The following is a 14,892-nucleotide window of genomic DNA, read 5'->3' on the forward strand; positions in this document are numbered from 1 at the left end:
AGCTCAATAATTTATCCCTTATTTGCTGATACAATTCGTTTAGATTGCTTTTCGTATTATTAAAAAATGCGATGTGATTCAATGTTTTTAAGTTGATATACCCCCGTTTGATTAATTTCTATGCAAAAATTAAGTCCAGATAATTCCAATCATAATTACAAGTTCATGGCTGATATTTCAGAAAATGAAATGAGCCGCCAGCTCCCTGAAATTCTCGATATACTCTTAATTGATCGAACATTATCAACGCCTAGATCGAAGAAAAATATTATTTGGGCGAATGAAAATTACAATAGCTATGGTCAAAATTATGATCCTTCTGCCCAAATTAAACCAGAACTCATTACGGGGGAAAAGGGGGGTATTATTAAACCACGTGCTTTAAAAACACGTGAGCTTCAGAAGTTGCGTACTAAGTCAAAAGCAGAAGTTTTTACGCCTTTATGGGTTGTTAAAAAGCAAAATGATGCGGTTGAGCAAAATTACTTAAACGATGATATTGAAACGTATGTGAAGCGCAAATGGTTAGAAATAGCTTGCGGTGAAGCCCCTTATATGGCTACACGTTATGACATGGAAACAGGGAGAGAAATTTCACTTCATGAGCGTGTAGGTTTTGTTGATCGTAAATTGCAACGAATTAATAGGGAAATAGATGATAAAGCAGAATGGCAGAGACTTGTTGAAGAAGCTTATAAATCGAGTTATGGGTTTGAGTGGAATGGAGACTCACTGTTATTAGCACGTGAAAATTTACTTTATACTTATAAAGATTACTATTTTTCTAAATGGGGGTATGAACCGACTTTAGGGTTATTAAAAAATGTTGCAGAAATAATTAGTTATAATATATTTCAAATGGATGGTCTAAAATATATTGTTCCTTTATCAGAGAAATTTGAGCTAATTAAGCAATTGAATCTCCCTCTTGGAGGAGAACAAGAAGAATGGATTAAGCATCCAGGTAAGCGTGTGAAGATTATGAATTGGGATAAACAAAAGATGGAATTTTTTGATAAGGGGGTAAAATGAAAGCAAATCTATCAGTGGAAATTAAAACAACTAAAACAGTTTATCCGCAAATCTATGCTTATATCACCCCTAACTACGCTAAAAATGAAGGCTGGATAAAAATTGGTTATACGGAAAAACAAAATGTAGTTGACCGTATTAAACAACAAACTCAAACCGCTAGTCTAGATTACGAAGTTTTATGGAGTGAAGCTGCAAAATTTAATATTTCAGATGAATGGTTTAAAGATAAGCAATTTCATGCTTATCTGCGTACATTTAAAAAGATTGAACAGCGTGAGTCTACCGAATGGTTTTTTTATAATGGTTCACCAGGAAAGGCACTTGAAGATCTTAAAGATTTTAAAAATGGAAAATATGATCAAAGTTATCAAATATTAACCTATAAATTGCGTGCAGAGCAGCAAGCAGCTGTTGAGCAAACTCTTGCTTATGCTAAAAATAATCCAAAAGGAGAATTTCTTTGGAATGCGAAGCCTCGTTTTGGCAAGACGCTAACTACGTATGATTTTGTGCATCAACTCGATGCTAAGAAAGTATTAATCGTTACGAATCGTCCCACAATTGCCAATTCATGGTTTGATGATTTTGAAGCTTTTATTGAATGGCAAACTGATTTTGCTTTTGTCTCAACAAGTGATTCTTTGAAAGATAGACCTGTATTGACTCGTGAAGAATTTCTTGCCCAAACAGCTAGTGGCAAGAAACGTATTATTACTTTTATTTCTTTGCAAGATTTAAAAGGGGCGATTTCATTTGGTGGGAGTTACGATAAATTATCATGGGTAAAAGATTACGAGTGGGATGTATTGGTTATTGATGAATCACATGAAGGTGTAGATACATTTAAAACGGATATCGCATTTGACAACATCAATCGTAATTTTACATTGCATCTCTCAGGCACACCATTTAAAGCAGTTGCCTCGGGTAAATTTACCGAGGAAGAAATCTATAACTGGACATATAGTGACGAGCAGCAAGCTAAGGCTCTATGGGATGATCCTGAGGAAAATAACCCATACGAAAAACTACCTCGCTTAAATTTGTTCTCGTACCAAATGAGTCAAATGATTAGCGATACAGTCAATAAAGGCGCTGATATCAATGGTCAGAATATAGATTTTGCATTTGATCTTAATGAGTTCTTTGAAACGGATGAAAAAGGTAAATTTGTTCATGAAGCTGATGTGAATAAATGGTTAGATTCACTTACTCGCAATGAAAAGTATCCATTTTCAACTAAAGCATTAAGAGATGAATTAAAACATACCTTTTGGTTGTTAAATCGGGTTGCAAGTGCTAAAGCTTTACAAAAGTTACTTAAGCAACATCCAGTCTTTGAGAACTACGAAATTATATTGGCTGCTGGTGATGGGCGTAATAGTGATGAGGATGACCAAACCATCAACCAAAATTCACTTCACCGTGTGCGTGAAGCAATCAAGACTAAAGAAAAAACGATCACCTTATCTGTTGGGCAATTAACCACAGGTGTAACTGTTCCAGAGTGGACAGCTGTACTTATGTTATCCAATATGAAATCACCTAGTTTATATATGCAAGCTGCATTTCGGGCACAAAATCCATGGACATATACAGTAGATGGAGAAGTAAGGCAAAAAGAAAATGCCTATGTATTTGACTTTGCGCCTGAACGTACTTTGATTATTTACGATGAGTTTGCAAATAATTTATCGAATCAAACCACGAATGGTGGTGGTACAAGTGATGATCGTAAGAATAACATCAAAATTTTACTCAACTTTTTCCCTGTTATTGCAGAAGATCATGCAGGGAAAATGGTTGAGTTAGATGTTGAGCAAGTTTTAACGATACCTAAAACTCTAAAAGCACAGGAGGTTGTTAAACGTGGCTTTATGTCTAATCTCCTATTCCAAAATGTGTCGGGTATTTTTGCTTCACATGAGGTACGAGAAATTTTAGAGCAACTCAATCCTGTAGATACAGGCAAGGTTATGCCACGTCAGACTGATGAACCTATTAATACACAAGATGTTCAAGTAGATGAAGAAGGTGATGTTGTTGTTTCACATGAAATCGTGGTTGCAAAAACGGAAGCACATTTTGGTGAAAAAGTGTATGCTGACGTTACAGCGAGTGTCGAAAATATTACCAATACGGCAAGTCCGAATTTAGCTAGCACAGTCGCAAATGCTTTTAAGGATAATGCACAAGATGCTGTCAAAGAACTTGCCAAAGAGCAGGGATTATCTGCAAAAGTTGCTGAAGCAGTGGTTCAACAATCAGCCAATGTTATTGCTCGTGAAGTTGAAGTTGTACAAAAACATGCAGAGATTAAGCTGAAAGAAGCTGAAGTTGAGTGCGCAAAAGTAGTGTCTCAATCTCAAAATAATGTTGCTCAAGTTGAAGCTGCAAAAGCTAAATATGAAGAGAAGAAACAACAAATCGAAGAGAAATCTAAACAAGAGGTTCAACAAACTGTTGCAACCAAGACACAGGAATTAGCCCAACAAACAACACAGGTAATTCTTGAAAAAGCGGAAGAGAAAAAGAAAAACCATGTTGAAGATGATGTTCGTGCTCGTTTACGTGGATTTGCTCGAACAATTCCTTCATTTTTAATGGCGTATGGAGAGGAGAGCACGACCTTAGAAAATTTTGATAGTACTATCCAAGACAAGGTATTTAAAGAAGTAACAGGAATTACTCTAGAGCAGTTTAGAACCTTAAGGGATACATATCAGTTCTTTGATGCCATGGTGTTTAATCATTCGATACAAGAGTTTTTAAAAAAACGTCGTGAATTAGCAAATTATTTTGATGAAACGCAAACCGAAGATATTTTTGACTATATCCCACCACAAAAGAACAACCAAATTTTTACACCTAAAAAGGTGGTGAAAATGATGGTGGATCAATTGCAGGCAGAATCTCCAAATTTATTTAAAAGTTCTGAAAAAACCTTTGCTGATTTGTATGTGAAATCAGGTTTATATTTAACAGAAATTGTAAAACGATTGTATGTGGGGTTGGAGGATGAAATTCCAAATCCACAGCAACGTTTAAAGCATATCTTGGAAAACCAAATTTATGGTTTTGCCCCAACTGAGATTATTTACCGTATTGCTCGTAACTTTATCTTTGGTTTTGATGAACAGGCTAAAAATATTAATGATTCACATATTGTTTGTTTAGACACGACACCTTTTGCAAAAGGGGAAGGTGATTTTGCAGCTAAATGTGATGAATTGTTTGGAGTGAAGAAATAATGAAATTTGATGTTGTTGTTGGAAATCCTCCATATCAGGAAGAATCTGTTGGTGATAATTTTAGTGATGGTTCAATTTATCATCATTTTTATGAGTTAGCTGAAAAAATTAGTAATAAATACTGTTTAATTTCTCCTGCTCGATTTCTATTTAAGGCTGGAAAGACGCCTGAGGAATGGAATAATAAAATGTTGAATGATAAACATTTAAAGGTTATTCATTTTGAGCAGATTTCTCAGAAAATTTTTCCAACTACGGAAATTAAAGGCGGGGTTGCTATCTTATACCGAGATAATAATTATGAGTTTGGAAAAATAGAAATATTTGTAAGTTCTGAAACATTAAGATCTATTATTAAAAAAGTTGTGGAAAGAATATTTGAAACAATTGACTCTATTGTTACGAATCGTGGTCAATACAGATATTCTGATTTAATATATAATCAATATCCCAACGAAATGGAAAGGACGTCAGACCGTAGGATTGCGCCAAGTGCTTTTGATAGATTTCCAGAATTTTTTACTATAAACAAGCCTTGTAATGAAATTGAGTATGTACAAATTTGTGGTCGTATATCAAATGAGCGTGCATACAGATGGTTTAGAAAAGATTTTTTAGTAGCGCCACAATCTTTTGAAAAATTTAAAGTAGTAATTCCTAAAGCAAGTGGTTCTGGTAAGTTGGGAGAAGTAATTAGTAATCCCTTTATAGGTGAGCCATATATAGGATTTACAGAAACTTTTATTTCTATTGGAAGTTTTGAGACAGAAATAGAAGCTATTAATACTCTAAAATATATAAAAACTAAATTTGCACGTACTATGTTGGGTGTTTTGAAAATTACTCAAAACATGTCAAAAGAAACATGGTCTAAGGTTCCTTTGCAAGATTTTACTGAAAACTCAGATATTGATTGGAATCAATCAATTCCTGAAATTGATCAACAGCTTTATGTGAAATATGGTCTTTCGCAAGATGAAATTGATTTTATTGAGACAAATGTAAAGCAAATGGAATAATTAATTTCAAAGCAGATTAATTTTCAATATCTTTTACTTAAATGGGTAGTATGGTATTCGGAAAAATTTTTACAGGAATAGGTTACTAAAATTTCGCATAGTTATTTTTAGTATGATTTTAATTGTGTCGAATATTCACTGATTTGAAAAACCGATTAGACCAAAAGAATGGCTGTTACTTTTAATTGATTTAATTAATGAAGTTATAGAATATGTGAAGGGATAAGTAATTAAAACAGTGTTTTTTGATCCTGAGCAGTCTAAGCTAGTAAATTATCAGCGAATTAAAAATAAATAGAGAAGACTATGGCATTAGCCATAGTCTTCTCTATTGTGTGGGTAATATTGGGTAAGATTCTAAAGTTTAAATTTTTTTAACAACTAGATTTCATTAAAAAAATTGGGTGAGTTCAATTGCCACCACCTCAATTTCGCTCTTATCAACTTATTGACTTTTATTAAGAGAAATACAATTAAAAAAGTCCTTAAGATATTCAGTTTGTTAGATGAGGGATGTTCCTAATGTAAGTTGAGAATCCGAAAAGAAGCTTTAGCTTCTTAATTTAATTGACACCGTTTCAGAAATACCTAAATGGGAGGTTTTTGATTGATTCAGGAGATTTTCTTATTTATTGGTACTTGTAGTTAATCATATATTCCATATTGCGTATATTTGAATATTCATATATAAAAAGCTGTCTGTTTAAGAGATTATACTCATGGATCAAATGCCAAAAGTTCAAATTTACCATAATCCTGCCTGTGGCACGTCTCGTAACACTTTGGCGCTTATTCGCAACACGGGGATCGAACCAGAAGTAATTGAATATCTGATTACGCCACCATCAAAAGATCAGCTGATTAAAATGATTCAGGACTCTGGTTTAAGTGTTCGTGATGTGTTACGCAAAAATGTAGATGCTTATACTGAACTTAATTTAGACGATGCGAACTGGACAAATGAGCAATTGCTTGATGCTATGCTTGAACATCCCATCCTGATTAACCGTCCTTTGGTCGTGACAGATTTGGGCACTCGTTTATGTCGCCCATCTGAAGTAGTGCTAGATATTCTACCTTTGCCGCAATTAAAAGCTTTCGCTAAAGAAGATGGTGAAGTCATCATTGATGAGCAAGGCAGACGCTTAAAATAAAAGGTGAAACCCCTAACGCTGTTGGACTTTGTATGAGTGTAGAGCAGGAGATCTAAATGGAGAACATTGTCGCAATTTTTGCTTGGTTAAATGATGTTCTACTTAAAATGACCTGGCTCTCGGATGGGGTGCGCTGGTTCGTTGAAAATGTATTTGGTTTATCCGTTGCAACCCGGTTGGGTGGTAGTGTCCATTTCTTTATTTATGATGTATTCAAGATCTTTATTCTGCTTTCAGTGTTGATCTATACATTATCTTATATTCAAAGCTATTTCCCTCCAGAACGTACTCGGCTGATTTTAGGTCGGATGACAGGAATCAAAGCCAATATCATGGGGGCATTACTCGGTACTATTACGCCATTTTGTTCATGTTCTTCGATTCCGTTGTTTATTGGTTTTACCCGTGCAGGACTTCCGGTAGGCGTCACTTTTTCCTTTCTGATTTCATCACCACTTGTTGACTTGGCTTCAATTATTTTATTGGCGAGTATCTTTACTGGAAAATTGCATTGGTCTATGTGTTACTTGGATTAGTGCTGGCAGTCATCGGCGGGTCATTAATCAGCTACTTGAAAATGGAAAAGTATGTGGCTGAATTTGTGACTCATCATCAAACAATCTCAGGTGACGATGAAGATTTCAGCATGACTGCAAAAGAGCGGCGTACATTTGCTTGGGAACAGGTGACAGACATTTTTAGTAAGGTCTGGCTTTATGTCTTGATAGGTGTCGGGATTGGTGCGGCAATTCATAACTGGATTCCTGAGCAGTGGATTACCGCCTTACTTGGTCAGGAACACTGGTATTCCGTACTGATTGCCACGATTGTCGGAATGCCAATGTATGCGGATATCTTTGGCACCTTGCCGATTGCAGAAGCACTTGTGACTAAAGGCGTTGGCTTGGGGACGGTTTTAGCGTTTATGATGGCGGTCACCGCACTTTCTCTGCCATCGCTAATCTTGTTAAAACAAGTGGTGAAAACCCGTTTATTGAGCCTGTTTGTAGGGATTGTTTTTGTGGGAATCTTGATTGTTGGTTATAGCCTGAATACTTTGGGTTATTGGTTTTTATAAAAAGTGTGGAGAATAAAGATGCAAATTAAAGTTTTAGGAACAGGTTGTCGTAAATGCAAAGCCTTATTGGCTGCAACTGAAGAAGCTGTAAAAAGTACGGGTGTTCAGGCAGAAATTGAATATGTAACTGATATGATGCAAATTGCTGAAACAGGGTTGTTAAGTACGCCAGGTCTGATCATAGATAATCAAATCGTTTCAAGTGGCAAAGTTTTGGAACCACAAGCCATTGTGGAGTTGATTGAAAAAAATAAATAAGTGTATGTGGAAAACTGTAAAAAAGACCTGTGGCATAAGCCACGGGTCTTTTTTATTTGTGTCTTGAGATGTTAAGAAGTTTTAATTTTTTCCCTTTCTGGCAAGCATATACGGATATGGGTATACTGTTATAATGAGTACTCTTTACTGAATATATGGATATGTGTATATTTGCATAATAGAATGGGAGCAGTTATGGACCACGTTCAGTTTTTTAAATGTTTATCTGATGAAACACGTCTCAGTATTGTCATGCTTATCGTAGAAAACGAAGAGCAATGTGTTTGTGATTTGACAGATAAACTCCAGTTAAGCCAACCAAAAATTTCACGGCATTTAGCCCTGTTAAGATCAAGTGGTTTGCTGAATGACCGTCGGCAAAAGCAGTGGGTGTATTACAGTCTTAACCCACAACTACCTGAATGGTGCTTTGAAATTCTGAATACACTTAAACGTAGCAATGTTCCCGTGTTATTTGATCCCTCAGCTCTATCGATTCAGAGCCATTGCGAGTAAGTTTTTATGAAATTTTTGTTTCTGTGCACGGGTAACAGTTGTCGCAGTATTCTTTCCGAAGTTCTGTTTAATAGTCGAGCGCCTGAAGGTTGGGTAGCTTATAGCGCTGGAAGTAAACCTTCTGGCCAAGTTCATCCGTTAACCATTCAGACTTTACAGAACCTGGGTTTGTTTACCGAAGGTTTGTCGAGTAAAACGATTGATGCCTGTGAACAGTATCAGCCCGATGTCGTCATCACCGTGTGTGATGCGGCAGCACAAGAAGCTTGTCCGTTGTATTTAGGAGGAGCAATCAAAGCACATTGGGGTCTATCTGATCCATCACATTTAGATTTGCCTGAACAAGAAAAATTACAGGCATTTTTAAGTACTGTAGAACATATCAACAAACGCTTAGATGCACTTTTTGCATTAGATACCCATCACATGAGCCGTCCTCAGCTTATTGCTGAAATTAATCAAATTTCCCATCTTTAAGCGAGCAGATCATGTCTAAACCAGGATTATCCTTTTTGGATCGCAACCTGACGCTATGGATTTTTGTGGCCATGGCACTGGGTGTTGCGATTGGGGTGGTATTTCCACAAGCATCCGTCGCATTGGATGCAATGAGTGTAAATTCAGTCAACTTGCCAATTGCGATTGGTTTGATTTTGATGATGTATCCACCATTAGCCAAAGTAGATTATGCAGCTTTGCCCAAAGTATTTCAGGATAAAAAAACATTAGCGCTCTCTCTGATTCAGAACTGGCTGATTGCGCCAGTGCTGATGTTTGTATTGGCGATAGTCTTCTTGAGTGATTACCCAGAATACATGACAGGTCTGATTCTGATTGGCTTGGCGCGTTGTATTGCCATGGTACTGATCTGGAATGGACTGGCATGCGGGGACAATCAATACGGTGCTGCATTGGTCGCATTTAACAGCATTTTTCAGATTCTGTTCTTTAGCAGTTATGCCTGGTTCTTCCTGACCTATCTGCCGCCATTTTTTGGGATAGAAGGGAATGTCATCAATGTTGATTTCTGGACCATTGCCAATGCTGTCCTTATCTACTTGGGGATTCCATTCCTGATGGGCTTCCTGACGCGTCTATCTTTAGTGAAAGCCAAAGGTCTGGACTGGTATCAGAATCAGTTTCTACCCAAAATTGGTCCACTCAGCTTATTGGCCTTGTTATTCACCATTGTAGCCATGTTTAGCTTGAAAGGCGGTGATGTAGTGAGTTTGCCAATGGATGTGTTGCGGATTGCAATTCCATTGACGCTTTACTTTGTCGTGATGTTCTTTGTCAGCTTTTTCATGAGTAAATGGATGGGGAATGACTATCCCAAAACCACCGCAATTTCATTTACCGCAGCAGGTAACAACTTTGAATTAGCTTTAGCCGTTGCGATTGCTACCTTTGGTTTGGCTTCACCGATTGCCTTTACCACGATTATTGGCCCATTGGTTGAAGTGCCCGTGCTGATTGCATTGGTTAGCGTAGCTTTATGGCTGAAGAAAAAATATTATCCAAATTCTTAAGAGGCAAAGATGACACTCCCTAATCTTGAATCTGATCTTTTACCGACACCAACTTTTGCGGAAGTGCAGGCTAAAGAACTAAGTCACCCACCACGTATCTTATTGCTATATGGCTCAAACAGAGAGCGTTCATATAGCCGCCTAGCTGTGATGGAAGCTGGGCGAATTCTTGAGCGTTTTGGTTGTGAGGTTAAAATCTTTCATCCCAAAGGTTTACCTTTACCTGAAGATGGTGATCTGGAACATCCAAAGGTTAAAGAGCTGCATGAATTGTTGGCTTGGTCTGAAGGCATGGTTTGGTGTTCGCCTGAGCGGCATGGTTCGATGAGCTCAATCTTCAAAGCACAGATTGATTGGATTCCACTTGCTGCAGGAGCTATTCGTGCTACGCAGGGTAAAACATTGGCTTTGATGCAGGTGAGCGGTGGATCACAGTCATTTAACAGTGTAAACCAGATGCGAGTTCTTGGGCGCTGGATGCGAATGATCACGATTCCAAATCAGTCTTCTGTTCCTAAAGCCTTTTTGGAGTTTGATGAGGAAGGACGGATGAAGCCTTCATCGCTATATGATCGTATTGTTGATGTAATGGAAGAGCTATACAAGTTTACTTTGCTGACTCGCGGTCAGAGTGCCTATTTGACCAACCGTTATTCGGAGCGAAAAGAATCGGCTGAAGAACTGTCTAAACGAGTCAATCAGCGTAATCTTTAAAGCTGATTCGTCATGGTGTGAGCAGGGTAACGGATGGCTCGATCGTTTGTTTAATCGTAAGCATCCGCTGAGCCCCACTTTTCTAACTCATTAATACCACGATAGTGTCCAATAAATTTTAAGAGGACACTATCGGAGTGCTATTTGGTCAGAAAACAGGAGTTCACAGGATACGTGAACCGTTATTTTGATTGTATCAGATGATGTTGAATTGGCGGGTAACGATCTTAAGTACAACAGGTCATCTAATGTCTAGATTGTCTTTTTTGATGCTTTAATCATAATGGCTGTCAATAAATAAAGAGTTTAAACCTGAGAATTAGAGCAATCCTGCTTATTTTTCCTGAAATTTTAAATCAACTTGATATTCGTCCTGAGTCACTTTGATTTTATAGTTTTTATATTTACGTTTACTTGGTGAAAGGGCAGAGTTAGTGACTTCTTTATGGAATTCGCTGTCAGACATAAAAAAATAATACGCCTTATAGCCTAATAAGATCTTGTCAACTTTTTTATCTTTTTTCTCAGCATTACGAATGAGTTCATTTAAATAGTTTAAGCTGATTTTGTCTGACATTTATAAACTCGCAAAGAAAAGTTGCATTATCACACGAGATATAATCGATTTTTATTACAAATTGATGACAGTTGCATTTCGGGTACTTTGGGGTAGATGCTGCATTGAGTATTATTGAACTAAATGTTGTAGATCAAATCTTATTGGATAGATTTGGAGGAAAAACTATTAAAAAAGCTTTTAATGCTGAGTCTAAAGGTTTTAGATTTACAGCCTATAGTGTCGTACAACTCAGTATAGACAGAATCTGTTCGCTCATCAGATTGAAATTGATTGTGAACCGTACCGGGTTTGTCGGAGACTTTTTTATTTAAGTTAGGCCACCTGACCTAACGGGTTAATCTTATCATAGTACATTGCTTCAAACTCAAAAGGCGACACATAACCCAGTGCACTGTGTACACGCTTTTTGTTGAACCAATCTACCCAATTTAATGTCGCAAGTTGTACATCCGCTAAACCTTGCCAATCTGCTTTTAAATATTCAATCACCTCTGTTTTGTATAAGCCATTCACCGTTTCAGCCAGAGCATTATCGTATGAATCACCCGTTGTACCGACTGATGCTCGTAAATTTGCTGCTTCTAAACGATTGGTATAGCGAATAGAAAGATATTGAACACCTTTATCTGAATGATGAATCACATTCTTAGGCATACCTCGATCGTGCAATGCTTGCTCCAATGCATCGAGCACCATATCTGTATTCATCCGTGTAGATACTTTCCATCCAACAATTGCTCGCGAGAACACATCAATAATAAATGCAGTGTAGACCCAGCCAGAATTGGTTTGAATATACGTAAAGTCACTGACCTGAGATACCGTCTTGGTAGTCGATCAGCACTAAAATTCCGTTTCACTAAATCATCTGCTCGTTTTTGATCATCTCGGCTGCGGGTAGTTTGTTTGTTCTTACCACGCCAAACACCTTGTATATCTAGCTTCTGCATCAATCGAGCAACTGTACAACGTGCAATAACATAGCCTTCACGTTTCAATTTTTGCCAAACTTTACGTACACCATATCGACCTAAACTTTCTTTCCAAATACGTTTGATTTGCTCTGCATGATGTAAATCATGCAGAGCACGTTTCGCTCGATGTTCTGGGTTATCAACGAGATCTAAAGCCCGATAATAGGTCGAAGCTGCAATCGGTAAAATTCTACAAATCGCTTCAACACCATATCGATCTTTATTGTTATGGATAAAATCCACCATTATTTGTGTGGGCGGTCGAGCTCCGCCTGGGCGAAAAAAGCGGCTGCTTTGCGTAGAATTTCATTGGTACGCTTTAATTCTTTAATTTCACGTTCCATTTGCTTCATTTTTTCTTGGTCAGATATCTGTTGTACTTTGGCAGGATTTAGTTGATCCATATGCTTTAAATACCAAACACGCAATGTTTCAGGAGTACAACCGATTTTAGGAGCAATAGCTGTGATTGCTGCCCAAGTAGAAGGATAATCTTTTTCAGATTCAATTAGTAATTGAACCGCTCTTTCTCTGATTTCGGGGGTATAGTTTGGTTTTTTCATCGGAATAGTCTCTCAGAATATTGACTCTCCGACAAACCCGGTACGGTTCAAAGCGTGTGTGGTAACTCACTTATCAACTCAGTCATCTTTTTTCAACTGAATTTCTTTTCTCTAATTCATGGTTAATTTTAGAGAAAATTAAATTTCACTTTCTTTTTTTGCCAAAGTAATTAGATAATATTTGTTCCGGTCTATATCGTGAATCGTATAATTTTCACCACTATTGACAAAAAGAGGCTCTTCATGCTCTAAATATTTATTGCCCCTAAACCATAAAAAATTTATATTTTGAGCATACATTTCAGCTCCTAAAAAAAGTTCAAAGTTTTCTATTTTTCTATGTAAGAAAAAAGTTTGAATTTCTAGGCAGTCGTCTCTATATTTTATTGTTATTATAGATTTAGAGTATAAAAAAATCTTAAACCAATAAGCTATTGGAATATATAACATAAAATATAGTGCGACTACTAATTGAAGCATATAATCAAACGATTTTTCATTAAAAGAAAACTCATCTACTCTTAGGTATTTAATTACAAAAAACCCCAATACAAAAGATAATACGCTAAGACTTATATATAAAATTATATTACCATCAAACTCACGTCTTTTATTTTGAGTGTTATAGTAGTTAGTCTTTTCAAATAAAATACTATTCACTTTGTCTTATCCTTTTGTGATTTATCAGATTCAATCCTTTTATTTACATCCTTATACGGGTTATTACCAGACGTAACAGCATTAATACTAGCAGAAGAGCCAATAACTACAGGTTGCCAACTTTTAATCCCAAGTCCTTCTAATTTTTTAGCTCCACCACTAATTAGCCCTGCAGCAACTGCATTAGATTTATTAAGTTCTAATGACTCTTTCCCATTATATTCTCTATATATGTTAGCTATACTTTGAGCACCCACATTAGTCAAACTTCCTCCAACAACTTGCCCCTTAAGCGTTTGTAATGGCTTAAAAATTGATGAAACACTACCAAATCCAGCACCCGCGACTGAACCGTACCGGGTTTGTCGGAGACTTTTTTATTTAAGTTAGGCCACCTGACCTAACGGGTTAATCTTATCATAGTACATTGCTTCAAACTCAAAAGGCGACACATAACCCAGTGCGCTGTGTACACGTTCTTTATTGAACCGATCAAGCCGATTAAATGCCCAATACAACTTGATAAGGTTTAAATCCTTCAAGTACAGCTTCAGAAACCAACTGGATAAATGCTTCAGTTTTTCCATAAGCCATCCATTGATCTAGGGCTTCATAGTAGGCCAATCGGTTTTCAACTGTTATTACACAAGGGGGATAACCAGCTTTAAGCAATTCGAGATTCATCAATAGACGTGATGTACGTCCATTACCATCAATGAATGGATGGATCCCTACAAAATCAGCATGTACTTTGGCCGCACGCTCAATTGGATGCAGCTTATGTGCTTCACTATTATACCAGTCTACTAATTGAGCCATCTTGTTATTTAGCAGTGTATAGTCGGGTGGGGTGGTTGTAGTGCCTGAAATTAAGACGTTTTTCTGGCGATAACATCCTGCATTGTCATCATCGATATTTTTTAAAATGAGTTGATGTATATTTCGAATCTGCCATTCAGAGAATGGTTCTTCTTTTCGAATAATATCTTCAACATAATAAATCGCATTTCTATGATTGATTGCTTCGAAGTGTTCGCGTAAGGCTTTGCCACCAACGGTTATGCCTTCTAAAACAACTTTTGTTTCAAGCAGTGTAAGTGTATTGCCTTCAATTGCATTCGAGTGATATGTCCAACGGACAATAAGATCTTCTTGTAAATTTTTTACAATTGCAGGAGAAAGAGGACGATGCTGATCTAATTTTTTCTTTAAATCATCAATACTTTCAAACATGCTCTGAACCCTGAATCTTAATTAATTAATAATATATGAAAAACGGAGCATCTAAAAAACGCAATGATATAACATATCATAAATGAGGGATTGAATATGATAGAATAATGAGATAGATCTAAATCATGTATGTGGGAAATAAAATCATAAGGCATTTGATGTCATACATCTGATTAAAGTTTTTACGGTATTTAATACGGTAAATAAAATCTTTGAGTATAAAAAGTTAAATATTATCAATAGTCTACTGATGGTTTCTGGTGCGCGCTGAGCGCACCAAATTAGTATATAAGCATTGAACTGTAATATAAAAAATAGTTGAAAAGTA

The 14,892-nt window shown here is 36.7% G+C and carries 13 protein-coding genes, 2 pseudogenes and 1 other annotated feature; of the genes and pseudogenes, 10 read left to right on the forward strand and 5 right to left on the reverse strand.

Going from position 1 to position 14,892, the window contains the following annotated elements:
- The first annotated feature begins 120 nt into the window (after positions 1 to 120).
- The 10 genes and pseudogenes from VF675_RS05775 to arsH all read left to right on the forward strand — a co-directional run bounded on the left by VF675_RS05775 (position 121) and on the right by arsH (position 10,554).
- Positions 121 to 1,032: a restriction endonuclease gene (locus VF675_RS05775; RefSeq protein WP_440204919.1), complete on the forward strand. Its 912-nt coding sequence runs from the start codon at positions 121 to 123 to the stop codon at positions 1,030 to 1,032.
- Positions 1,029 to 4,286: a DEAD/DEAH box helicase family protein gene (locus VF675_RS05780; RefSeq protein WP_440204920.1), complete on the forward strand. Its 3,258-nt coding sequence runs from the start codon at positions 1,029 to 1,031 to the stop codon at positions 4,284 to 4,286. Before VF675_RS05775 ends, VF675_RS05780 begins: the two co-directional genes overlap by 4 nt.
- A complete protein-coding gene (locus tag VF675_RS05785) occupies positions 4,286 to 5,305 on the forward strand; it encodes an Eco57I restriction-modification methylase domain-containing protein (protein WP_180062075.1) in 1,020 nt (339 codons plus the stop codon). Before VF675_RS05780 ends, VF675_RS05785 begins: the two co-directional genes overlap by 1 nt.
- A gap of 719 nt (positions 5,306 to 6,024) precedes the next feature.
- Complete coding sequence (arsC, locus tag VF675_RS05790) at positions 6,025 to 6,459, forward strand: arsenate reductase (glutaredoxin) (RefSeq protein ID WP_004988483.1); 435 nt, start codon at positions 6,025 to 6,027, stop codon at positions 6,457 to 6,459.
- A 107-nt stretch (positions 6,460 to 6,566) separates the two neighbouring features.
- Positions 6,567 to 7,537 (forward strand): annotated as a pseudogene (locus VF675_RS05795) (permease).
- An 18-nt stretch (positions 7,538 to 7,555) separates the two neighbouring features.
- Complete coding sequence (locus VF675_RS05800; RefSeq protein ID WP_004988479.1) at positions 7,556 to 7,795, forward strand: thioredoxin family protein; 240 nt, start codon at positions 7,556 to 7,558, stop codon at positions 7,793 to 7,795.
- A 195-nt stretch (positions 7,796 to 7,990) separates the two neighbouring features.
- A complete protein-coding gene (locus tag VF675_RS05805) occupies positions 7,991 to 8,311 on the forward strand; it encodes a metalloregulator ArsR/SmtB family transcription factor (protein ID WP_440204921.1) in 321 nt (106 codons plus the stop codon).
- 6 nt (positions 8,312 to 8,317) lie between these two features.
- Positions 8,318 to 8,788, forward strand: coding sequence for an arsenate reductase ArsC (locus VF675_RS05810; RefSeq protein ID WP_440204922.1), 471 nt, complete (start codon positions 8,318 to 8,320; stop codon positions 8,786 to 8,788).
- An 11-nt stretch (positions 8,789 to 8,799) separates the two neighbouring features.
- Complete coding sequence (gene arsB / locus VF675_RS05815; protein ID WP_168419506.1) at positions 8,800 to 9,840, forward strand: ACR3 family arsenite efflux transporter; 1,041 nt, start codon at positions 8,800 to 8,802, stop codon at positions 9,838 to 9,840.
- Between the two features lie 9 nt (positions 9,841 to 9,849).
- Positions 9,850 to 10,554: an arsenical resistance protein ArsH gene (arsH, locus tag VF675_RS05820; protein ID WP_440204923.1), complete on the forward strand. Its 705-nt coding sequence runs from the start codon at positions 9,850 to 9,852 to the stop codon at positions 10,552 to 10,554.
- Between the two features lie 334 nt (positions 10,555 to 10,888).
- Here the strand turns inward: arsH and VF675_RS05825 are convergent, their stop codons facing one another.
- From VF675_RS05825 to VF675_RS05845, 5 genes and pseudogenes are all read right to left on the reverse strand, one after another.
- Positions 10,889 to 11,131, reverse strand: coding sequence for a hypothetical protein (locus VF675_RS05825; RefSeq protein WP_440204924.1), 243 nt, complete (start codon positions 11,129 to 11,131; stop codon positions 10,889 to 10,891).
- 315 nt (positions 11,132 to 11,446) lie between these two features.
- A pseudogene (locus VF675_RS05830) lies at positions 11,447 to 12,671 on the reverse strand (IS3 family transposase).
- Positions 12,280 to 12,396: a sequence feature (AL1L pseudoknot), on the reverse strand. It overlaps the preceding pseudogene by 117 nt.
- Before the next feature lie 138 nt (positions 12,672 to 12,809).
- Entirely contained in the window at positions 12,810 to 13,331 is a 522-nt protein-coding gene (locus VF675_RS05835) for a hypothetical protein (protein ID WP_004681077.1), read from the reverse strand.
- On the reverse strand, positions 13,328 to 13,597 hold the full coding sequence (locus tag VF675_RS05840) for a hypothetical protein (protein WP_440204925.1): 270 nt from the start codon (positions 13,595 to 13,597) through the stop codon (positions 13,328 to 13,330). Before VF675_RS05840 ends, VF675_RS05835 begins: the two co-directional genes overlap by 4 nt.
- 235 nt (positions 13,598 to 13,832) lie before the next feature.
- Complete coding sequence (locus tag VF675_RS05845) at positions 13,833 to 14,564, reverse strand: Fic family protein (RefSeq protein ID WP_440204926.1); 732 nt, start codon at positions 14,562 to 14,564, stop codon at positions 13,833 to 13,835.
- Positions 14,565 to 14,892 lie beyond the last annotated feature (328 nt).

Source organism: Acinetobacter sp. Lyrl_1, from assembly GCF_051948795.1.
Taxonomy (GTDB): Bacteria; Pseudomonadota; Gammaproteobacteria; order Pseudomonadales; family Moraxellaceae; genus Acinetobacter; species Acinetobacter towneri.